Source organism: Streptomyces eurocidicus (genome assembly GCF_002891295.1).
Taxonomy (GTDB): Bacteria; Actinomycetota; Actinomycetes; order Streptomycetales; family Streptomycetaceae; genus Streptomyces; species Streptomyces eurocidicus.
Genome location: NZ_LGUI01000009.1, coordinates 16364 through 37896, shown reverse-complemented (window position 1 = coordinate 37896; position 21533 = coordinate 16364). Strand labels below are relative to the sequence as shown.

The 21533-nt window shown below is 70.2% G+C and carries 20 protein-coding genes and 1 pseudogene; 13 read left to right on the top strand and 8 right to left on the bottom strand.

Translation table 11 applies throughout. The annotated features are described in order from the left end of the window. Window positions 1-330 precede the first annotated feature (330 nt). The 3 genes from AF335_RS24175 to glgX are packed head-to-tail and all read right to left on the bottom strand — an operon-like array spanning window position 331 to window position 6525. On the bottom strand, window positions 331-2238 hold the full coding sequence (locus AF335_RS24175; protein ID WP_102920550.1) for an ABC transporter ATP-binding protein: 1908 nt from the start codon (window positions 2236-2238) through the stop codon (window positions 331-333). Next, window positions 2235-4094, bottom strand: coding sequence for an ABC transporter ATP-binding protein (locus AF335_RS24170; RefSeq protein ID WP_102920549.1), 1860 nt, complete (start codon window positions 4092-4094; stop codon window positions 2235-2237). The genes AF335_RS24175 and AF335_RS24170 overlap by 4 nt, the downstream gene beginning before the upstream one ends. A 37-nt stretch (window positions 4095-4131) precedes the next feature. Then, complete coding sequence (glgX, locus tag AF335_RS24165; RefSeq protein WP_102920548.1) at window positions 4132-6525, bottom strand: glycogen debranching protein GlgX; 2394 nt, start codon at window positions 6523-6525, stop codon at window positions 4132-4134. 391 nt (window positions 6526-6916) lie between these two features. On the opposite strand from glgX, the gene AF335_RS24160 reads away from it, so the two are divergent. From AF335_RS24160 to AF335_RS24140, 5 genes are all read left to right on the top strand, one after another. Continuing rightward, window positions 6917-8149, top strand: coding sequence for a L,D-transpeptidase (locus tag AF335_RS24160; protein ID WP_102920882.1), 1233 nt, complete (start codon window positions 6917-6919; stop codon window positions 8147-8149). Window positions 8150-8313: 164 nt separating this feature from the next. Continuing rightward, window positions 8314-9096: an enoyl-CoA hydratase/isomerase family protein gene (locus tag AF335_RS24155; protein ID WP_102920547.1), complete on the top strand. Its 783-nt coding sequence runs from the start codon at window positions 8314-8316 to the stop codon at window positions 9094-9096. A 349-nt stretch (window positions 9097-9445) separates the two neighbouring features. Next, window positions 9446-9949 carry an ATP-binding protein gene (locus AF335_RS24150; RefSeq protein WP_228773118.1) on the top strand — a complete coding sequence of 168 codons (504 nt, stop codon included), beginning with the start codon at window positions 9446-9448 and terminating at the stop codon, window positions 9947-9949. Between the two features lie 423 nt (window positions 9950-10372). Beyond that, a complete protein-coding gene (locus tag AF335_RS24145) occupies window positions 10373-10879 on the top strand; it encodes an N-acetylmuramoyl-L-alanine amidase (protein ID WP_221504777.1) in 507 nt (168 codons plus the stop codon). Window positions 10880-10926: 47 nt separating this feature from the next. Further along, the gene (locus tag AF335_RS24140) at window positions 10927-11151 is read left to right on the top strand and encodes an EF-hand domain-containing protein (protein WP_102920881.1); all 225 of its coding nucleotides are present in this window, start codon (window positions 10927-10929) and stop codon (window positions 11149-11151) included. A gap of 24 nt (window positions 11152-11175) precedes the next feature. Here the strand turns inward: AF335_RS24140 and AF335_RS24135 are convergent, their stop codons facing one another. Further along, window positions 11176-11484: a hypothetical protein gene (locus AF335_RS24135; RefSeq protein WP_087926168.1), complete on the bottom strand. Its 309-nt coding sequence runs from the start codon at window positions 11482-11484 to the stop codon at window positions 11176-11178. 214 nt (window positions 11485-11698) lie between these two features. Further along, window positions 11699-12220, bottom strand: coding sequence for an RICIN domain-containing protein (locus AF335_RS24130; RefSeq protein WP_102920544.1), 522 nt, complete (start codon window positions 12218-12220; stop codon window positions 11699-11701). Window positions 12221-12405: 185 nt separating this feature from the next. Here AF335_RS24130 and AF335_RS24125 point away from each other — a divergent pair, with 185 nt between their 5' ends. The 3 genes and pseudogenes from AF335_RS24125 (at window position 12406) to AF335_RS36700 (ending at window position 14176) form a co-directional block, all read left to right on the top strand. Continuing rightward, window positions 12406-13260 carry an SCO4651 family lipoprotein gene (locus AF335_RS24125; protein WP_102920543.1) on the top strand — a complete coding sequence of 285 codons (855 nt, stop codon included), beginning with the start codon at window positions 12406-12408 and terminating at the stop codon, window positions 13258-13260. 19 nt (window positions 13261-13279) lie between these two features. Beyond that, window positions 13280-13438: pseudogene (locus AF335_RS36825) on the top strand (VG15 protein); the annotation flags it as partial. A 486-nt stretch (window positions 13439-13924) separates the two neighbouring features. Further along, the gene (locus AF335_RS36700; RefSeq protein ID WP_376697770.1) at window positions 13925-14176 is read left to right on the top strand and encodes a hypothetical protein; all 252 of its coding nucleotides are present in this window, start codon (window positions 13925-13927) and stop codon (window positions 14174-14176) included. Between the two features lie 130 nt (window positions 14177-14306). On the opposite strand, the gene AF335_RS34220 is transcribed toward AF335_RS36700, so the two are convergent. Further along, complete coding sequence (locus AF335_RS34220) at window positions 14307-14939, bottom strand: hypothetical protein (RefSeq protein ID WP_146045614.1); 633 nt, start codon at window positions 14937-14939, stop codon at window positions 14307-14309. A 712-nt stretch (window positions 14940-15651) separates the two neighbouring features. Next, window positions 15652-15987, bottom strand: a complete 336-nt coding sequence (locus tag AF335_RS36455; RefSeq protein ID WP_184742846.1) for a hypothetical protein — start codon at window positions 15985-15987, stop codon at window positions 15652-15654. 27 nt (window positions 15988-16014) lie between these two features. Between AF335_RS36455 and AF335_RS24105 the strand changes: the two genes are divergently transcribed. The 5 genes from AF335_RS24105 to AF335_RS24085 all read left to right on the top strand — a co-directional run bounded on the left by AF335_RS24105 (window position 16015) and on the right by AF335_RS24085 (window position 20008). After that, window positions 16015-16239 carry a hypothetical protein gene (locus AF335_RS24105; RefSeq protein WP_102920540.1) on the top strand — a complete coding sequence of 75 codons (225 nt, stop codon included), beginning with the start codon at window positions 16015-16017 and terminating at the stop codon, window positions 16237-16239. Between the two features lie 43 nt (window positions 16240-16282). Beyond that, on the top strand, window positions 16283-16735 hold the full coding sequence (locus AF335_RS24100) for a DUF6879 family protein (RefSeq protein WP_221504831.1): 453 nt from the start codon (window positions 16283-16285) through the stop codon (window positions 16733-16735). Between the two features lie 7 nt (window positions 16736-16742). Further along, window positions 16743-17585 carry a helix-turn-helix domain-containing protein gene (locus tag AF335_RS24095; protein ID WP_102920538.1) on the top strand — a complete coding sequence of 281 codons (843 nt, stop codon included), beginning with the start codon at window positions 16743-16745 and terminating at the stop codon, window positions 17583-17585. Between the two features lie 1136 nt (window positions 17586-18721). Next, window positions 18722-19633, top strand: a complete 912-nt coding sequence (locus AF335_RS24090; RefSeq protein ID WP_102920537.1) for a radical SAM/SPASM domain-containing protein — start codon at window positions 18722-18724, stop codon at window positions 19631-19633. A gap of 24 nt (window positions 19634-19657) precedes the next feature. Beyond that, the gene (locus tag AF335_RS24085) at window positions 19658-20008 is read left to right on the top strand and encodes a hypothetical protein (protein WP_102920536.1); all 351 of its coding nucleotides are present in this window, start codon (window positions 19658-19660) and stop codon (window positions 20006-20008) included. A 36-nt stretch (window positions 20009-20044) separates the two neighbouring features. Here AF335_RS24085 and AF335_RS24080 read toward each other — a convergent pair whose 3' ends face one another. After that, entirely contained in the window at window positions 20045-21079 is a 1035-nt protein-coding gene (locus AF335_RS24080; RefSeq protein WP_102920535.1) for a hypothetical protein, read from the bottom strand. Window positions 21080-21533 lie beyond the last annotated feature (454 nt).

The window sequence follows — 21533 nt, the reverse complement described above, 5'->3', positions numbered from 1 at the left end:
CCTTCGTGGGCGGGTCGGTGGGGCGGCCGCGGGCGCTGCTCGACCGGAAATGGTGTGGTCCATTGGCGGGTGGCGGGTGGCGGGTGGTCGGCCGGGCGACGCACGGTCGGCCGGGACCGGTGGGCGACCTGGATGCGGGGTGCGGCGTCTGAAGGCCGGAAGGCCGAGAGGGTGGAAGGCCGGAAGGGCGGGCAAGAGGGCCCCGCCGTCCCCGCGTACCCGTCCCCGCGTACCCGGCTCCGTGTCCCCGTCCCCGCGTACTCGCCACTGCGTCCCCGCGCCCGCGTCCCCGGCGGCCCCCGACGCCCAGGGCGTCGGGGCCCCGGGAGGTCAGACCAGGCTGTCCCGCCAGGCGCGGTGCAGCTCCGCGAAGCGGCCCGTGCCGGCGATCAGCTCTGCGGGGGTGCCGTCCTCCACGACCCGGCCGTCCGCCATCACCAGCACCCGGTCCGCGATCTCCACGGTGGAGAGCCGGTGGGCGATCACCACGGCCGTACGCCCGCGCAGCACCGTGGCCATGGCCCGCTGCACCGCCCGTTCGCCCGGGACGTCCAGCGAGGACGTGGCCTCGTCGAGGATGAGGACCGCCGGGTCGGCGAGCAGGGCCCGCGCGAAGCCGACGAGCTGCCGCTGACCGGCCGAGATCCGTCCGCCGCGCTTGCGGACGTCCGTGTCGTAGCCGTCCGGCAGGGCCTTGATGAAGTCGTGCGCGCCGATCGCCTCGGCCGCCCGCTCGATCTCCTCGCGGGTGGCGCCGGGGCGGCCGATGGCGATGTTGTCGGCGACCGTGCCGGAGAAGAGGAACGCCTCCTGCGTCACCATCACCACCCCGCGCCGCAGCTCCGGCCCGGCCAGCTCGCGCAGTGGGACACCGTCCAGCCGGACCTCGCCCTCGGTCGGGTCGTAGAAGCGCGCGAGGAGCTTGGCGAGCGTGGACTTGCCCGCGCCCGTCGAGCCCACCACCGCCACCGTCTGCCCGGCGGGCAGCGTCAGATCGAAGCGGGGCAGCACCTCGCCGCCCGTGCGGTAGGCGAACCGCACTCCGTCGAAGACCACCTCGCGGCCCGGCCCGCCCGTCGTCCGCTCCGGCAGCGGTCTCGGCTCCCCGGGCTCCGGGACCGACGGCCGCTGGGCCAGCAGACCCGCGATCTTCTCCAGGGACGCGGCCGCCGACTGGTAGGAGTTGAGGAACATCGCGAGCCGGTCGATGGGGTCGTACAGCCGCCGCAGATACAGCACCGAGGCCGCCAGCGCGCCCAGCGCGAGCCCGCCGCCCGCCACCCGGTACGCGCCCCACAGGACGATCCCCGCGAGCGCGCTGTTGGCCACCAGCCGTGAGGTCACCACATAGCGGGCCATCTCCAGCATCGCGTCGCCGTTGGACTTCAGGTGCCGGGTGTTGAGGGCGTCGAAGTCCTTCTCGTTGGCGCGCTCGCGGCGGAACGCCTGGACCGGCCGGATGCCGTTCATCGTCTCGGTGAACTTCACGATCACACCGGCGACCGCCGTGGAGCGCTCGCGGTAGACGAGCATCGAGCGGCGCCGGTAGGAGCGCACGAGCAGATACAGCGGCGCGAAGGAGAGCACGGCGGCGCCGCCGATGCCCCAGTCCAGGTACAGCAGCACCGCGGAGACGTAGACGAGCGACAGGGCGACGCCGATCAGCTCCTGGAGGCCCTCGTTCAGCAGCTCGCGGATCGACTCGACGTCCGTGGTCGCCCGGGAGATCAGCCGGCCCGAGGTGTAGCGCTCGTGGAAGTCGACGCTGAGCGACTGGGAGTGGTGGAAGATCCGGCCGCGCAGGTCCAGCAGGACGTTCTGGCCGACGCGGGCAGTGATCCGGACGAAGGCGAGCTGGAGCAGCCCGGAGGCCAGCGCCGAGACCAGATAGCCGGCGCCGATCGCGATGAGCGGGCCGTGGTCGCCGCGGCGGAAGGCGGGCACGCCGCGGTCGATGGCGAACGCGACGAGCAGCGGACCGGCCTGCACGGCGGCCTGCTGGAGCAGCAGCACCACGACGGCGATCCGCACCGGCCGGCGGGCGGGCGCGAGCAGCGACCGCAGCAGGGCCAGGGAGGCGCCCTTCGGGGCGGGCAGCACGTCCTTGTCGAAGGGATCGGCGGTGGGAGCGGGGTCGGAGGGGCGGGAGGTCCCGGAGCTCTCGGCGGGGCCGGCCGCGGGCCGGTCCACGGCCGGTTCCTCCTCGGTGGTCCGCCGGTCGGGGGTGCTGGTCGTCATCGGGGCCGCTCTTCCTCGCCATGGGGGTCGCCGGACATCAGGGCGGCGTACTCGCGGTTGCCGTGCAGCAGTTCGTGGTGGGTGCCGACGGCGGTGACGCGCCCCTCGGAGAGCAGCGCCACCCGGTCGGCCAGCAGGACCGTGGACGGGCGATGGGCGACGACCAGCGCGGTGGTGGTCGCCAGCACCTTCCGCAGCGCCGCCTCCACCAGCGCCTCGGTGTGCACGTCCAGGGCGGACAGCGGGTCGTCGAGGATCAGGAAGCGGGGCTCGCCGACGACGGCGCGGGCCAGCGCCAGCCGCTGCCGCTGACCGCCCGACAGGCTGAGGCCCTGCTCCCCGACCTCGGTGGCCGTCCCGTCGGGCAGGTCGTACGCGAAGTCGGCCTGGGCCACGGACAGCGCCCGTACGAGCTCGGGCTCACCGGCCCCCTCGGCGCCCATCAGGACGTTCTCGGCGACGGTGGCGGAGAACAGGGTGGGGTCCTCGAAGGCGACGGAGACCAGCTGCCGCAGCCGCTCGCGCGGCAGCGCCGCGATGTCCTGGCCGTCCAGGGTGATCCGGCCGGCCGTCGCCTCGTGGAGCCGGGGGATGAGCGCGGTGAGCGTGGTCTTGCCGCTGCCCGTGGTGCCGACGAGCGCCATGGTCTCGCCGGGCCGGATGTGCAGGTCGACGCCGCGCAGCACGGGCGGGGCGCCGGCCGGGGCGTCGGGGTAACGGAACTCCACGCCCTCCAGGCGCAGGCCCGCCGTTTCCGCACCGCCCCCCGGGGCGGCCTTCGCACCGCCCTTCCCGGCGGACTCGCCGGCCCCCGCCCGCTGTCCCGGGATCGACACCGGATCCCCGGCGGGCGGCCGGGAGTCCAGCACCTCGAAGAAGCGGTCCGCCGCCGTCGCCGACTCATTGGTGATCGCCAGCAGGAAGCCCATCGACTCCACCGGCCACCGCAGCGCCAGCGCCGTCGACAGGAAGGCCACCAGGGTGCCCGCGGACAGCTCGCCGTCGGCGACCTGCACCACGCCCAGCACCAGCGCCGCCCCGAGGGCCAGCTCCGGCAGGATCATGATCAGCGCCCAGAGCGTCCCCATCAGGTCCGCCTTGCGCAGCTCGGTGTCGCGCACCCCGCCGGCCAGCGTCGCGAAGGCCCGCTCCTGGCCGCGGTGCCGGCCGAAGCCCTTGACGATGCGGATGCCCAGGACGCTCTCCTCGACGATCGTCGTCAGATCGCCGGTCCGGTCCTGCGCGGTGCGCGCGGCCCGGGAGTAGCGCGCCTCGAAGTACCGGCAGAGCATGACCAGCGGTACCACCGGGGCTAGCAGGATCAGCCCCAGCGTCCACCGCTGCGTCAGCAGGATGAGGAAACCGGCCACGATGGTCACGCTGTTGACCAGCAGGAAGGTCAGCGGGAACGCGAGGAAGATGCGCAGCAGCATCAGGTCCGTCGTGGCCCGGGACAGCAGCTGGCCCGAGGGCCAGCGGTCGTGGAAGGAGACGGGCAGCCGCTGGAGGTGGCGGTAGAGCGAGGCCCTCATGTCCGCCTCGACCCGGGCCAGCGGGCGCGCGGTCAGCGCCCGGCGCGCCCAGAACAGCGACGCCTCCGCGCTCCCGAGCACCAGCAGCACCAGGCCGCCCAGCCACACCCCGGAGGGGTCGCCGTCGGAGACCGGGCCGTCCACCATCCATTTCAGGGCCAGTGGGATGACCAGGGACATCAAGGACCCCAGGACCGCCATCAGGGCGGCCGCCAGCAAGCGGCGCCGCACGGGCCGGACGTACGGCCACAGGCGGAGCAGCGAACGGGCGGCCGAGCGGCGCTCGGGTCTGCTGCGGCGGGGGTCTCCTCGGGTTTCAGTCATCAGGAGTGAGACTACGGTTCACCGCTGACAGCGCTCACTAGTTTTTTGGGCCCAGGACTTCCGGCGTAGGGGCGGTCGGTCCCTGGGACCGGGCCCGCAACAGGAGGACCGAGCGGGCCCGTACGGCGATCGGCGAGCCCGCGCGCCGCCGGCCGCCCGGTGCCGCGTCCTGTTTCTCCAGGGCGGTGTTGACCAGGAACTCATAGGCGTCCGCCCACGGCGGCCCGGGGAGGGTGAAGCGCACGGGGCCCTCGCCGGCGTGCAGCACCGCCAGGAAGCTGTCGTCCGTCACGGGCTCGCCCCGGGGGCCGCGCTCGCTGATGTCGCGGCCGGAAAGGTACATGCCGAGGGTGGCCTTGGGGGCGTACCAGTCGGCCCGCGTCATCTCCGTGCCCTCCGCCGTGAACCACGCCAGGTCCCGCAGGCCGTCCGCGCCCTGCGGACGACCGGAGAAGAAGGCCCGGCTGCGCAGCACGGGATGGGCGCGGCGCAGCGCGAGCAGCCGGCCCGCCAGGTCCCGCAGCGCGCGCCAGCCCGGGTCCTCCAGCAGGGACCAGTCGACCCAGCCGGTGGCGTTGTCCTGGCAGTAGGCGTTGTTGTTGCCGCCCTGGGTGCGGCCCATCTCGTCGCCCGCGACCAGCATCGGCACGCCCGTGGACAGCAGCAGCGTGGTCAGCAGGTTCCGCAGCTGCCGCCGCCGCAGGGCCAGCACCCCGGGGTCGTCGGTCGGGCCCTCCGCGCCGCAGTTCCAGGAGCGGTTGTCGCTCGTGCCGTCGCGATTGCCCTCGCCGTTGGCCTCGTTGTGCTTCTGCTCGTAGCTCACCAGGTCGCGCAGGGTGAAGCCGTCGTGCGCGGTGACGAAGTTGACGGAGGCGTACGGGCGGCGGCCGCCCCAGGCGTAGAGGTCGCTGGAGCCCGAGAGGCGGTAGCCGAGGTCCCGCACGTCCGGCAGGGCGCCGCGCCAGAAGTCGCGCACCGCGTCGCGGTAGCGGTCGTTCCACTCCGTCCACAGCGGGGGGAAGGCGCCCACCTGATAGCCGCCCGAGCCCACGTCCCACGGCTCGGCGATGAGCTTGACCCGGCGCAGCACCGGGTCCTGGGCGATGACCGCGAGGAACGGCGAGAGCATGTCGACGTCGTGCATGGACCGGGCGAGCGCCGCCGCGAGGTCGAAGCGGAAGCCGTCGACACCCATCTCCGTCACCCAGTAGCGGAGCGAGTCCGTGATCAGCCGCAGGACGTTCGGCTGCACCACGTGGAGGGTGTTGCCGCACCCCGTGTAGTCGGCGTAGCGGCGGGCGTCGCCCTGGAGGCGGTAGTAGCGGCGGTTGTCGACGCCGCGCAGCGAGAGCGTGGGGCCCAGCTCACCGCCCTCGGCCGTGTGGTTGTAGACGACGTCGAGGATGACCTCGATGCCCGCCGCGTGCAGGGCCCGGACCATCCGCTTGAACTCGCCGACCTGCGGGCCCCGGGTGCCCGAGGCGGCGTAGCCGGCGTGCGGGGCGAAGTAGCCGATGGAGTTGTAACCCCAGTAGTTGCGCAGCCCGCGCCTCAGCAGGTGGTCCTCGTGGGCGAACTGATGGACCGGCAGCAGCTCCACGGCGGTCACGCCCAGTCCCGCCAGGTGCTCGACGGCCGCCGGGTGGGCCAGCCCGGCGTAGGTGCCGCGCAGGCGTTCCGGTATGCCGGGATGCCGCATGGTGAAGCCGCGGACGTGCAGTTCGTAGATGACCGAGTCGGCCCAGGGGGTCTTCGGGCGGCGGTCGTCCGACCAGTCGTCGCCGTCCGCGACCACCACGCCCTTGGGGACGTACGGCGCGGAGTCGCGCTCGTCGCGCACGGTGTCGGCGATGTGCTGCTGCGGCCAGTCGCGGACGTGGCCGTAGACCTCCGGCGGCAGGGTGAAGTCGCCGTCCACCGCGCGGGCGTAGGGGTCGAGGAGCAGCTTCGAGGGGTTCCAGCGGGCGCCGGTCCACGGGTCCCAGCGGCCGTGGACGCGGTAGCCGTAGCGGCGGCCGGGCCCGACGCCGGGGACGAAGCCGTGCCATATCTCGTGGGTCAGCTCGGTGAGGAGGTGGCGGGTCTCGCGCTCCCGGCGGGGGGCGCCCTCGCCACCGGGGTCCTCGGGGGCCTCACCGTCGGCGCCGTCGGTATCGTCGAAGAGGCAGAGCTCCACGGCCTCGGCGCCGCCCGCCCACAGGGCGAAGTTCGTCCCCGACACGCCCTCGGCGCCCGGCTTGAAGCGGGCGCCGAGGGGTTCGGAGCTGCCCGGCCACACGGCGGCGGGCGGTGGGCCGGCCCGGGGTGTCCGGGGCCGGCCGTTGACCCCGGCCGCCAGGACCGGCCCGGCGGTGGCGGCCGGGTCGGGCGGCTCCGGGGAGCACCCGGAGCCGTAGCCCTGTTCAGCCTCTTGCTCGGGTGCGCTCGACACGTCTTCGCCTCCGGCGGCTCTCGACCGGTGCGCCGGGCGCCCGGCTTCCCGTACCGGGCGTCGGCGGTCCTGTCCTTCCCCCAGTTCTGCCCACATCCACGGGTGCGCTCACCCGTGTGATCGGGTGCGCGGCCGGGGCCCCGCCGACCCGCCCCCCGGTGCGTGGCCTGTGGTTGGCCGGTTTAAGATGCCTCACTCCGGCCACCGGCCGCACCTCATGCGCACAGCGCGCATCGCCGTTCCCAGGACCATCTCATTTGGGACCGAACGGTGATATTCCCCAGGGGACGTGCTGTCCGTGGCATGTGGTTATCTATCGCCGAAGCGCATGAGCCGCGCTCTGGGGGCTCCGCCTGCGCGGGCCGTGCGAGGGGAGACGACCGTAGTGAACATGCAGCCGGCATCGAGAGGGCGCGCGGGCCGCAAGGGCCTGTTGGCGCTGCTGCTCGGAGTGGTGTTGCTGCTGGTCAGCGCCTGTGGTGGCGATGACGAGGGCAAGAAGAAGGGCGAGAAGGCCGATGACGGCAAGCCCTCGAAGGCCGTCGTGGAGATCGCCCCGCAGGACGGCGCGAAGGACGTCGGGACGAGCGGCAAGCTCAAGGTCACCGCGGCCCGGGGCAAGCTGACGTCCGTCAAGGTCGCCGACGGCAAGGGCAGGACCGTCGAGGGCAGGATAACCGGGGGCGGTTCGGCCTGGGAGCCGACCGCCCATCTGGCCGCCTCCGCCAAGTACACGGTGGACGCGCTGGCCAAGGACGAGGACGGCCGTACGTCGGCCAAGCACGCGTCGTTCACGACGCTCACCCCGCAGAACACCTTCGTCGGCTACTTCACGCCGGAGGACGGCGAGACCGTCGGCGTCGGAATGCCCGTATCGATTACTTTCAGCCGCGGCATCACCGACCCCAAGGCCGTAGAGCGGGCGATCAAGGTGACCGCCGAGCCGGCCGTTCCGGTCAAGGCGCACTGGTTCGGCAACGACCGTGTCGACTTCCGCCCCGAGAAGTACTGGGCGGCCGGCACCAAGGTGAAGGTCGACCTGAACCTCGACGGCGTGCAGGGCCGTGAGGGCGTGTACGGCTCGCAGTCGAAGACGCTGAACTTCACGGTCGGCCGCAGCCAGGTCAGCACGGTCGACGCGAAGTCCCACCAGATGACGGTCGAGCGGGACGGCAAAGTCATCAGGACCGTCCCGATATCCGCGGGCGCCCCGGCCAACCCCACGTACAACGGGCAGATGGTCATCAGCGAGAAGCACGAGGTGACGCGCATGAACGGCGCCACCGTCGGCTTCACCAAGGGCGACGGCAAGGGCGAGTACGACATCCCGGACGTGCCGCACGCGATGCGCCTGTCGACCTCCGGCACCTTCCTGCACGGCAACTACTGGTCCGGTTCGCCCACCTTCGGCGCGGAGAACGCCAGCCACGGCTGCGTGGGCCTGGAGGACCAGCGCGGCGGCGGCGACCCGAACACGCCGGCGGCCTGGTTCTACGCCAACTCCCTCGTCGGCGACGTCGTGATCGTCAAGAACTCCGACGACAAGACGATCCAGCCGGACAACGGCCTCAACGGCTGGAACATGTCGTGGTCCGAGTGGGGCAGGAGCGGCCCGGCCGCCTGACGGCCCTTCGCGGAACGCCCGGCGGCCCGGTGCACTCGACGGCGAGCGCACCGGGCCGCTCGGCGTTCCGCACCGGTCAGGGACCGGATCAGGGACCGGATCAGGACTGGATCAGGACCGGATCAGGGGAAGCCCCCGAACCCCTGTGTCACTAACCTGGTGCCATGACTGTGCATCTTGAGGTTGGCGAGGGCGTCGGCACCATCCGTCTCGACCGGCCGCCCATGAACGCGCTCGACATCTCCACGCAGGACCGGATCCATGAGCTCGCCGAGGAGGTGACGCGCCGCGAGGACGTCCGCGCCGTCGTGCTCTGGGGCGGCGAGAAGGTCTTCGCGGCCGGTGCCGACATCAAGGAGATGCGGGACATGGACCACGCCGCCATGGTGGCGCGGTCCCGGGGCCTCCAGGACTCCTTCACCGCCGTCGCCCGGATCCCCAAGCCCGTCGTCGCCGCCGTCACCGGCTACGCCCTGGGCGGCGGCTGCGAGCTGGCCCTCTGCGCCGACTTCCGGATCGCCGCCGACAACGCCAAACTCGGCCAGCCGGAGATCCTGCTGGGCCTGATCCCGGGCGCGGGCGGCACCCAGCGGCTGGCCCGGCTCATCGGCCCTTCCAAGGCCAAGGACCTCATCTTCACCGGCCGTCAGGTGAAGGCGGACGAGGCGCTGACCCTCGGCCTCGTCGACCGGGTCGTCCCGGCCGCCGAGGTCTACGAGCGGGCCCTCGAATGGGCCACCAGGCTCGCCGCCGGGCCCGCGCTCGCGCTGCGCGCCGCCAAGGAGGCGGTGGACACCGGCCTGGAGACGGACATCGACACCGGGCTCGCCATCGAACGCAACTGGTTCGCGGGGCTGTTCGCGACCGAGGACCGGGAGATCGGTATGCGTAGTTTCGTCGAGGACGGGCCCGGCAAGGCCAAGTTCGTCCGGCCGCCCGTGGGTTGACCCGTCCCGCCTCGGGCTCCGCCCCGGGCCCGTCTCGGCTCCGTCCCGGGCCTGTCCCGGCCCGTCCTGGTCCGCCTTGGGCCCGGCGGCGACCGGGCCGGGGCGCACCCGCTCGGGGGTTGCCCCTTGTGGGGGAATTCAGGGATCGCGGGGCCCGTGCGCGCAGGCGCCCGGGCCCGCTCCGGGCGATCATTCGGACGTGGGTGGTCGCCGCAGGTCAGTATCGATTTTTCGGGCAACTGCCTGCCCATGGCATATGTCGTGCCGAACCCTTGGAGGGGCGGGTTCCGGTAAATCGAATCCCCTCGTTCCAGCCCATGACGTCTTTACGGCGGCCATGATGGGTGGCATGGCGGGCCTGGAGGGAACGGAGCAGCCGCGGCAGCGGGGCGGAACGGCCGCGGTGCGGTGGTCGCCGGTCGCGGAAGGCGAACCGGCGCTCAAGTCGTTCGACCTGTTCGGCAACCCCGCGCTCGGGGAGGTCCGGCTGCCCTCGCGCCCGCAGTCCGCCGTGGCCGCGCGCCGGCTGACCCAGGCGGTGGTGCTGTGCCAGTGGGGGCTCTCCGCCCAACTCACCGAGCACGCCGTCCTGCTGGTCTCCGAGCTGGTGGGCAACGCCGTCCGTCATACCGGGGCCCGGTTCTTCGGCCTGCGGATGCTGCGCCGCCGGGGCTGGCTCCGCATGGAGGTCCGGGATCCGTCCCGGGGGCTGCCGTGTCTGATGCCGGTGCACGAGATGGACACCAGCGGGCGGGGCCTGTTCCTGGTGGACAAGCTCTCGGACCGGTGGGGCGTGGACCTGCTGGCGCGGGGCAAGACGACCTGGTTCGAGATGCGGGTCGCGGACCGCTGAGCGGAGGGCCGGCGGGCCCGGTCGGCCGGGCCGCCCGGGCCCCGGGCCGGTTCGCCGGCGGGCCCCGGGCCGGGAAAACGAAGAGGCCCCTCATCCGCCGGAGTGCGACGGGCCAGGGGCCTCTTCGTGTCCGCCGCGGAGAATGGGGTGTGTTCCACGGCGGGATGCGCGACCTGGCCCGGGTCAAGGGAGGGTCGACGCGTCGACTATGACAGACGGTCCCGTTCCAGCCAAAGCGGCTATCACGTCATATTCGGGCAATACGGAAAAGCGTCCTCGGTAATCCAAGGTGAGATGGGACACCCGCCTTGTAAACCATGAATGAACCAGCAGTAACTCCTATTTTTATGCGGAGTCCGTGTCGGTGCTCGCGGGCGTGGGCATTCTGGAGTGTCATGTCCCGGACCACCCTGGAGGGCCGTCTTGGAAGAGAACCCCGCCGCCGCGTATCCGCCCACCCACTGGATACCGGCGGACAGCGCGAACTACACGGTCTCGGGCCGCCCCGGGACGTACCCGGTCGACCTCGTGGTGATCCATCTGACCCAGGAGACGTTCCCCGACGCGATGCGGATCTTCCAGGACCCGGCGGCCAAGGTGTCCGCGCACTACATGGTGGCCTCCGCCGACGGCTACATCGGCCAGTTCGTCCGGGAGAAGGACATCGCCTGGCACGCGGGGAACTGGAACCGCAACACCCGCAGCATCGGCATCGAGCACGAGGGCTGGATCGACCGGCCCGAGTACCTCACGGACGCCCTCTACCGCTCCTCGGCGCGGCTCACCGCCGCCGTCTGCGACCGCTACGGCATCCCCAAGGACCGTACGCACATCATCGGACACGACGAAGTCCCCGGATCCACCCATACCGACCCCGGTCCGCACTGGGACTGGGACCGCTATCTCAAGCTGGTGGCCGGCGGCGGCTAATCTGTGCCGGTCACACCAGCACACAAGGGGAGGCCCACATGGCCGACATCGCCGACATCGAGGCGCGCAAGGCCGAGGCTCGGAAGGCTTTCGAGCGGTTCGACGTGGACGGGGACGGCCTGATCACGGCCGCGGAGTACAAGAGCGTGATGGCTCAGCTCGGCGACTTCCAGGTCACCGAGACGGTGGCCCAGGCCATCATCAACAAGAAGGACGGCAACGGCGACGGCGTGCTGTCCTTCGACGAGTTCTGGGCGTCCCTCAACGGCTGACCCGGGCCCGGCGAGGCGGCCGGGTCAGCGCCAGCCCCGACGCTGCGCGCCGGCCCGGCGCCGCCGGTCGTTGCACAGCAGACACCGCCCCCAGCCCGGGGGCAGGGGGTCCTCCGTGTCGCCGTAGAGCGGATCGACGGCCCCCTTCGGGTGCTCCGCGCACCCCGTGGCCGTCGCACCCGCCCCCAGGGCATTGGCCGCGGCCAGCGCCCGGCGCAGGGCGTCGGCGAGCTGATCGGCCTCATGGGCCGCCGGTGCGGCGTCGAGAGCGAAGGCGATGTCCGAGGCGGTGTTGAGCGCGCTCTGGAGTTCGCGGAGGTCTGCGTAACTCATGCCTGTGAGCGTAACCGTCGGCACTGACAACGTGGTGGGTGGCCGCTGCGCGGGGCCTGTTCCCCAGCCCGCCCCTTCCCGAATGTCCTCAAACGCCGGACGGGCTGAAATTCAGCCCGTCCGGCGTTTGAGGACACCGGGTCCGGGGCGGAGCCCCGGTTACGGGAAGGGGCGGGGCTGGGGAAAAAGCCCCGCGCAGCGGACCCGCCCCGCCTCAGACCCCGCTCAGCCACCACCTCTGCGCCGCCACCCCCGCACCGGCACCGACAACACGCACCCCCTCCCCCCGCCCCCGCGCCACCTGCTCCCACACCCGCCCGTCCGCCTCCGACAAGATCTTCACCGGACCGCCCGCCCCGGCCGGCTCCGCCCGGAAGCGCTGGGACGTCGCGTCCGCGTCGCACAGGGACGTCACCAGCAGCCCGCCCCGCCGCTCGACGCACCGGTAGGGCTCCGCCACGGACTGGTACTGGTGGGTGTCCGGGCTGTAGCGCCAGGACTGGCGGTACGCCGGGGCGTCGGCGCAGGGCTGGAGCGCCACGAGCCAGGGGCGTGCCGTGCCGTGCGGGTCGCGGTAGCCCGAACCCTCGGCCGTGAGGCAGCCCCCGTACGCGGCGCTGTGGATCCGCGTGGCGGACGCCGGAGCGGGGGCGTCCGCCACGGCGGGCGACGCGAGGCCGAGGGCGGCCGCGGCGGTGCCGAGGAACGCGACGGTGGTGCGGAGCGGACGGCGCATGGCGAGAACTCCTCGGATCAAGGGGGTGACAAGGAGGAACTGCACGAGAGGGCGCTGACATTACTGACGGCTCCCGGGTGCTGACACGCTGTTTCCGGTCATGGTCATCCGCCGGTGAAACCGCTGATCGGACGGGATATCCTCACCAAAACTTTACGAAATATGGATAAAGGACGGTAAGAGCCTTGAAGGCGATACGTAAGACCGTCGTGGCCGTCACCGGGGTCGCGCTCGCCCTGAGCCTGGCCGCGTGCGGGGGCGGCGACGGCGGCACGTCGGACGGTTCCGGGGCGGCCAAGGGCTCCGGGCGCAAGGACGACGGTGCCGACAAGGCGCTCACGGCGGCGGACCCGGTGGCCGCCCTCAAGTCGGCCGCGGCCAAGGGCGCACGGCACAACACCTACCGCGCCAAGGGAAAGGTGAAGGACGAGCGGGGCGACTCCGTCACCGAGGGCGCCTTCCAGGTGAAGCCGCGCGCCTCCGACATGAAGGACACCGGCCGGAAGACGGCCGAGGCGCCCGACGGCGTCACCCATGTCATCTCGGTGGGCGACAAGATGTACTTCAACTCGCCCATGGTCCCGGGCAAGAAGTGGTGGACCTTCGGTGTCGGCGGCGCGAAGGACACCGATCCGTCGGAGCCCTTCGTCCGGATGGCGGGCGCCCTCACCACGGCCAAGGACCTGAAGCTCGCCGGCGTCGAGACGGTGGGCGGCCGTCGTACGGCCCACTACCGGGGCACGGTCGTGGTGGCGGAGCTCGCCGCGTACAAGGGCGACGCGATGAAGGAGAACGACCGCGACTTCACCGCGAAGGGCTGGAAGGACGACGGGATGGAGAAGGTCGCCCTCGACGTCTGGGTGGACGGGGAGGGCGTGATCGCCAGGACCCAGGAGGCCGGGAAGCGCACCAAGGGCGACTACCTCAGGAACGACGAGTACAGCGACTTCGGCGCCGCCCTGAAGATCCAGCCGCCGCCGGCCGCGGAGACCGCGACCGAGCAGGAGGCCCTGGAGGCCCAGATGAAGAAGGACAAGTAACGGGGGCGCGTTCTGCGCGCTCCTGGCCATCCGCGGCCCCGTCTACACGGACCAGCGCGCTGCGGAGAAGGCCGGTGGGGGCGATGCGTACCACGACCGGTGCGGGTGCCACGCCGAGCCGGTCTTCCGGGGGCAGGAGTGGAAGCCTTCGCCCGAAGTCGCGAAGTGGCAGGACCTGTACGACGACGCGACGAGCGGCGTGTTCGGCGAAGAGAAACGGCGCGTCTTCCGCCGGTCCTTCGACGAACGGCAGCGCGTAGAGGTCCGTCCCGGTCCCAGGGACGATGCTTCTGCGGATGAAGACGATCAGTCCCTTTCGCAGGGGCCGGCGGTAGGGGACGAGGCTCGCACCGAGCGTCCCGACCAGTCGGCGGAGGCGCCGCTGTTTGACGCTGACGACGCCGAGGCGACGCTTCGCGCCCTGGACGAGCTCGAATGCGTTCCGCCGGAGGTGTTCGACAGGGTCCTGGAGTTCATGGAGGAGGGCGGCGGTATCTCGGTGGGGGACAGGCCCATCCCGCAGTTGCGGGGAGGAGAGTCGCTCGTCGGTGCTCCGCGTGGCTGGCCGGAAGGTTCGTCCTGGGCGGATGTGGCGGGGGTCTACATTCCCGGGCTGCGGCGCCTGTTGGTCAATTCGTCCGGCGAGTCGGGCAGTGGCAGCGTCATGCTTCACGAGTTCGGGCACGCCGCGGACGCGGCCTACGGGCTGGCGAGCCATGAACGCAGGTGGACCACCTTGCACGGCGCGCTCGCCCTGCTGGTCCAGCGCAGCGACCAGAGCGACCGCCAGCTCGCCGATCATGAAAACCGCCTCGACGCCCTCGAACGCACCCGCTGGCCTCTGCCCAGCATTGCCGCCCTGGTCGCGATCCTCGGTCTCATCCTGACCCTTTGGCAGACCACTACCGCCAGATAACGCACACGGCCCCTTGCCCCCGTCATCGCGGGGCCAAGGGACCGAATTTCGTTTACTACGTCATGGACTCGTCCGCCCGCTCCATGGGAGCTTGTTGAGACCGCGCGTGCAGGTGGGCGTGGCACGAAGACTACGACACGAGCTTGTGTGCCTCTTCGGAGAACTTGGCGATCTGAGGACCGGCGTCCTTCGCGGGCATCTGCCACTTGAAGAGGTGGCTGTTGGAGTCCTTGAACATCAGCATCCCCCCACGGGCCGACTCCGGGATGTCGAAAGCGACCCGCGTCTCGTCGTAGGTGCCTGCCTCCAACTCGTTGCCATGGCCCCCGCCATTCACGATGGCGGACCCGTTGCCGTCTCCGGTCGCGGTGGCCTTCCCGTCCGGGGCGACCCATGTCCATCCGCCTCCGTCCAGAGACGTCGCTTGAGCTGCGGCAACCGCCCCAGAGGCCCGCTCCTTCACTGCGATCACCACGAGCAGGCCGTTCTTGGCCGAGATGAAGGATGCAATTCGCCAAAAACTGCGGGCGTAAGTACGACGAGGCGTAGTGCTGCGACCGGCCGTGTCCTGGGTCGGCGAGTGCTGCATCCCGCTGGCGGGTCCTCGCGCGCGGCAACGCACTGCAAAGCGGCTCAGCGGTTGCGGAGAAGCCAAGTGCTGATCCTTCTCGATGTCCACGCCTTCGGCGTGGTCGAACGGCCCGGGAACAACGGCGTACTTCACCGGATCTTCGTGCATCTGCTGCGGGTCGCTACCGGTCACCACCTGTCATTGGTCTCCCACCAGCCAGGGGACCGTTCGGGAAGACGTTCTGTCGGAGGCTTGAGGGCCCGGGTAGAGGGCTCGGGGGGAGCCTGAACGATCTTGGGGCGGCTTTTCTGCCTGTCCAGGGCGGCGCTGACCTCCTCGCGCGGCCTGCGACGGGTCCTAGGCTGGGGAAGCTGCGGGCGTGGCACCTGGGGGGCTGTGCGACCTTTGTGTTGGGGTAAGGCATGCCTGCCGCAGGAGTGGCAGCGCATGATGTCGTTACGGATGGCGATGCCGCAGTCTCCGCAGATCCAGAACGGGCCTTTCAGTTTGCTTGGATCGCGCTTTGCAGCCTTTCGCGTCGTGGACGTCGCCTGCGGCTTGAGGCCAGGTCTCGGCTTGGATGCGCGGGGTGCCCGTGCTGTTGCGGCCTGGCGTTCGGCCGCTTTGCGTTCCTTGCGCCGCTGCCTGGCCTGCTCTCTGGTCTGGAGGCGCTCGGTCTGCCGTGCCATGTCCTCCTCGGCGTGCTGAGTGGACCGGAAGCAGTGATAGCACAGGGCATAGCCGGGAAACGTTGGGTTGTTGCATGTTTGGGATGTGCATACTTCTGTGTCCACGTTTGCCCCCTAAGCAGTTGCGGCGAGGTCAGATGCTGATCCTTCTTGACGTCCGCGCCATCGGCAAGGTCGAACGGCGCAGGATCTGCAGCACACTTCGCCCCATCCGCTTAGCGCAAGTCGAGCACCATCACGTCGTGAAGCGCGGCGCCATTCCATGGGCGCGCGTCGCCTACCTTGTGGTACCCCCATGCCCGGTAGGCGGCGACGCCGCCTTGCTGTCCGCGTGCGTTGAGCAGTACCCGCTCCGCCTTGATCTGCTCGAGAACGGCGTCAAGCAGCCGGCGGGTGTTCCTGCCATGACGGGCCCCACGGGGCTCGGCCCCGCGCCGGCCGCACAGCTGGCTTGGGGAGGCCACCTCGTCGTGAGACCGAAGGAAGGTGCGCAAGTTCGCGCAAGTTGGTGGCGTGGTCAGGCAGCGCGGATGCAAGCTCATCAGTGACATCGCCACTCCGCGTACAGGAGGCAAGGCATGGCCCTGCACAAGCTGGGAAAGGACCCTGAGAGTCCAGAGGGCAAGTCGCCGACGGTGTACTACGACGATCGAACGGGCAACTACGTCCTTCAGGGATGGCGAGTGCTCGACGCGGAACGACTCGGTCAGATGGACATCCCCGAGCATGAGACCGTAATCGAGTTCCCGAAGCGCATGATGCAGTTCTTCCCGGAGGTGAACGGTGGCAGCGCCGACGCTTGAGGAACTTCTCGCCCGGTGTGAGCGATCCGCCGTGCACCTCGAAATGCGAGATGGCTACATGCGGGACGATCCCTTGTTCGTGGCCTGGCAGGCAGGGCACCGGGACGACCCTGCTGATCGTGCATCGTGGTGGCGCCCTTGGCTGACTCTCATGCAGGAGACGACAGCACGGGGTGTGGAAGTCCGCCGGGCGCGGGTGATCAGTGAACCGGTTTCGGACTACGTTCAGTTCGAATACGACATCACGTTCGCCAACGTCGCGTCCGGCGAACATGTCCGCTGGCTGCCTCGCCGTATGGCAACCGGAATCGCTCTTCCTGGCAATGATTTCTGGCTGCTGGACGACACGGTGCTGTTGGTGAACCACTTCGGTGGTGACGGCCAGTTCACCACCGAAGAAGTAGTTACCGATCCCGGCACGGTCAAGCTCTGCGCAGAGGCATTCGAGTCTGTGTGGAGCCGGTCCGTGGCCCACGAGGAGTACCGGCCGGCCTGATCGCTCCATGTCCTCATCCAGTGTTCAGCAAGCCAGGCAAGCCCTCGGCCAGCGCCTGCGCGAGATCCGGAAAGACTCCGGCCTGACCGCGCGGGCGTTGGCCGCGCTCGCGGGATGGCATGAATCGAAGTGCTCCCGCATCGAGCATGGGCATACCGTGCCCTCCGACGCAGACATCCGTGTGTGGGCACGGCACTGTGATGCTCTAAGCCAGACAGAAGATCTGGTCGCCACCGCTCGCAACATCGACGGCATGTATGTCGAATGGCGGCGCATGGAGCGTGCCGGGCTGAAGGGCGCACAAGAGGCAGCGCAGCCGCTCTTTGAGCGAACCCGCAACTTCCGTATGTATCAGTCGTGGGTGATTCCCGGTCTCTTTCAGACAGCCGCGTACACGACGGCCGTACTGAACACGATCAAGGACCTGCGGCAGACGCCGGACGATATTGCCGAGGCTGTCGCCGTTCGCATGGAGCGGCAGAACGTGCTGCGCTCCGGCGGCCACCGATTCGCTGCCCTCGTGGAGGAGTGGGTGCTTCACACCGTGATCGGCGACGCGAACACCATGGTCGGACAGCTCGGGCACTTGATCTCTGTCGGGTCCTTGCCTTCCGTGAGCCTGGGCATCATCCCTATGGGCGTCCCACGGGGGTCTGGCTGGCCTGTCGAGTCGTTCACCATGTACGACGACAGGCAAGTGAACGTCGAGCTTGTCTCGGCACACCTAACCGTCACCCAGCCTCGTGAGATGCGCGACTACACGACGACCTTCAACGAACTCTCTGCCATTTCTGTCTACGGCTCCGCAGCGAGGTCACTGATCACCCGAGCCATCGACTCCATTGAGTGATCAAATGCAAGTCGGCGCAAGTTCGTTGAGTCACCTGAGGCGCCGCTCCTACGTTCGGGAGCGTGCTTAGTAACCCGGGCGAAAGCCCTCACCTCCGCTTGCTCGAAGCGGCGAGCTCCAGGGCGCGCACCCGCTTCGGATGCGTGATCTACCTGTGTCCCTCCGGCAGGGGCCGTGTGGGCGTGCTCCGCGAGGAGTGCGAGCGGTACGTGCAAGAGATTGGCTGGCGTGCCCTGGACGTGGTCGTGGAGCGTGAGCCGGGCCGCTCTCCAGCAGAGCGGGAAGGACTCCAGCGGGCACTCGACCTGATCCGTGCACAGGGGCACGCGGCGCTCTTCACGCCCTGGCGGTCGACGATCTCCTGCCGCAAAGAAACCTACTTCGGGTTCGCCGGCGTGGTGGAGGCAGCTGGAGGGTTCGTGTACGCGCGGAACCTGACTGGGCCAGACGAAGCGCTTGATTCCGAATGGCGTGGTCCGATGACGTCCCCAAGCGCCGTCCGCCGGACGCTGTCCCGGGCGATTGCCGCGTGTGGAGTCAACGGCGCCTTCCTAGTCAGTCATGACCTGAACGAATCCGCAGACGGCCCCGACCTGCCTCCCGGATCGCAGGCGTACCCCCCGTGCCGGTGCCCGTTACACCGCGCCGGCCAAGGCCACTCTGACATCGTTCTGAGGCAAGGGAAGGGATGAAGCACCACCCCGATGTCCAGACGTCATCGGGCAGGACGTCACATGGGCCTGGGCAAGCGAGTACAGGGCATGGCATTCCGCTGGTCCATCCTTAGGACGGGCGATCCGAGGCAGAGCTTGTTGGTGGCCTCGCGGAAGTGCCCGTACCTCTTGCCCTGACGACCATCCGCGCCCATTAAGCCCCGCTCCGATCGGCACCCTCGTGCTCGCCAGGGGTGCCGCACCGTCGCTCGGCTCGCTGTCTACGGCGAGCCTGGCCACTTCTAGAGCCGCCTGCCTCTCCGCCGGACGCCGGGCCTTCCCCCGATGCGCCCTCCTGGCTGAGAGGCAGGCTCCAGACGCTCGCCCCGGCCGCCCTCCGGCCAGCGGAAGCTACGGCCAACGAGCACCACATTGAGGTGCTCGTGGCAGTCCTTCGTATTCCCCCCTTCGTAAGGAGGAGAAATGAGTACTTCCCAAACGCCCTTAGGTTTCGCGTGGCTGGAGGTGACGGGCTTCTGCAACGAGGTCTGTGATCACTGCTACGCCGACTCGTCCCCTCGGGGCACGCACGGGGCCATGACCGTGTCGGACTGGACGGGCGTAATCGACCAGTTGGCGGACATGGGGACGGCGGATGTGCAGTTCATCGGCGGGGAGCCGACCCTGTACCCGCACTTGCGCAAGCTGATCACGCACGCCCATGGCGCGGGGCTTGCGGTCGAAGTGTTCTCGAACCTCACACACGTCCGGCCCGAGCTGTGGGAGACCTTTAAGGAGTGCGGGGTCAAGCTCGCCACGTCCTACTACTCCGCCACCCCGCAGGAACACGATAAGGTCACCAACCTGCGAGGGAGCCACAGGAAGACCCGGGCGAACATCAAGAAGGCTCTCGACCTCGGCCTCCAGCTCCGCGGCGGCATCGTTTCAGTACAAGCCGGCCAGCGCGTCCACGAGGCGCAGAGGGACCTTGCGGCCCTCGGGGTGCCGGAAGTCGGAGCCGACCGAACGCGAGCATTCGGACGAGCCAGCAGGGGCGCCCAGCCCACGATCAACGACCTCTGCGGGCACTGCGCCCAAGGAAAGGGAGCCATCGGTCCGAACGGGGATGTGTGGCCCTGTGTGCTCTCGCGTTTCCTCACCACCGGGAACGTGCGCGAAACGCCGATCGCCGAAGTCTGGGCCGGGGCTCGGATGAGCGACGTCCGACGGGAGCTTGAAGCAGTGCACGACGGCAGGGGAGCACAGGCGTGCACACCTCCCCAGTTCCTCCCCATGTGCGGCCCGTGCCAGCCCTGTCCCCCCATGGTGGGGCACTGTGATCCGAGGGAGGCGGACAGCCCTCCGGCCAAGGCTACGATCAGCGCACCCGCGTGAACGCTGATCCAGTAGGAGCACGCCATGGTTGATCACGGAGACGACTTCGATACGTGGCTCGGGCAGGCCCACGGCCGCGCCGTCGAGCGTTCGGAAGAGCAGTGGCTCACCATCGCCCGATACGTCCGGCACGCAGCCAACAAGCTCAGCCTTGCCGATCTCCCCCTGTGCCTTCCCGGGGAACCCCAGGAATGCGGGCGCCCTTCCCAACAGCATGTGGTTGCCTGGGCTGCGCAGCTCAAAGCGTTGGCGCACAACCTCATCGAGGAGGCCGCGCCCACGCCGGCACAGGTGTCGTACTCCACCGGGCCTCTGTACCAGCGGCAGCTTGCCGAACTGCGTCAGCGGAACGCCGCCCACCCTGCGGACAGGTGATCCCGCAGGTTCATCCGGCACCCCGCAATCCGTAGCTCACACCGCTGCTTCTGCCCGGTGCGCATGCAGCAGATCACGGACCAGGGCGCCGCCCCGCATCGCTGCCTCGGCCGCCGCAGGCGCTTCCGTCCCGGCCCGGTCGCATCGGCATGACGGGCACAGCGCCTCACCGTCCACCGGCCGGAACAGTCGCGGCTGCACATGCTCGCCCGCGCACTCGCGCATCTCCGCCACTCGCGGCCCGGACCGCGCTACGGCCGTACTTCGCTCAGCCGCCCGCTGCTCGGCGAACGTCGGTGCCTCCGGGCGCTTGCGAGTGAGACGGTCGCGCACCAGTCCGGCCGGGGAGTGCACCCGGTCGGGAAGCCATTGCGTCAGTGCCTCGCGGATGTCGGCCACCGTGGCGCCGCGTCGTAGCCAGTCCCCGGCCAACGGGGCCAGTGCGGCAACCTCGCGACCCGACAGGCGCAGGCGGCGTTCGCCGTGCGAGACGGCCGCCAGGGCCTGGGCGCCGCGCTCCACGAACGGAGCGGGCACGGTACGCACTGGGTCCGGGCCGGATGCCGGGGAGGTGTTGGGGGAAGCATCTTTCCTCCCCGCTGCGGACGCCTGGCCAGCCGCCTGCTCTGACACGGCCACAGGGTCCGGAGAGGAAGGGTGGGAGATGTTCTCTTCCGTGTTCTTTTGGGGATGGCCGACGGACCGGCCTTCCGGCCCTCCGGCGGTCGGAAGCCCGTCCGTCGGGCGGCCGTCGCGTACCGCGACCGCTTGCCGCGCGGACAGCGGCGCATTGGAGATCAACTGAGTGGTCGACCACCGGCCGCCCACACCTTGCCGCCGCCACTCGTGGAGGTAGCCCTCGGCGGCGAGCTCGCGCTTCGCCCGAATGAACCCGGTCTTCTTGATCCCCGCCCGCTTCGCGGTCTCCGACAGCGACTGATCGGCGTCCTCCGGCAGTGACAACTGCCAGGACAGCAGGCGCACCGCGTCCGACGACAGCCGGGGGTGACGAATGATCTCGTTGGGCACCTGCGAGAAGAAGCGCGCAGGCGCGATAGCATGCCTCAGCATCCCGGGACTCCTCAGTAAGTCCTTGTGGGTGTAGGCCCTCGGTTGGTGTTCCCGCACCTCCGGGGGCCGCTTCGTTTGCAGAACGAAGTAACCCGATCGCCGCCACCGTACCCCATGACCGGGCCCCAACGAGGGCACAACCGGAGACACTTGCGGCGGCCGACGACTCCGGCGCTCCACTGGTCCGGGCGCAGCGGAGCGCCGGAACGGGGGTCAGCCTCCGGCGCGGCGCCGTTCGATGCCTACGACGGCCACGGTCGCGGCCGCGAGTACGGCCCACGCGATCCACAGCCAGGCGTACGCGCCGGCCGCGACCGTCGCGGCGATGACGCCGGCCAGGCTCGCGGTGGTGCAAGGAGGCGAAGGCCGTGCGCCGCGCCGTTGTGGTCGGGCCGCGGGAGGAGAAGGGCCTGAAGCTGCGGGAGGTCGCCGAGCTCCTCGGGCTGTCCGTCCC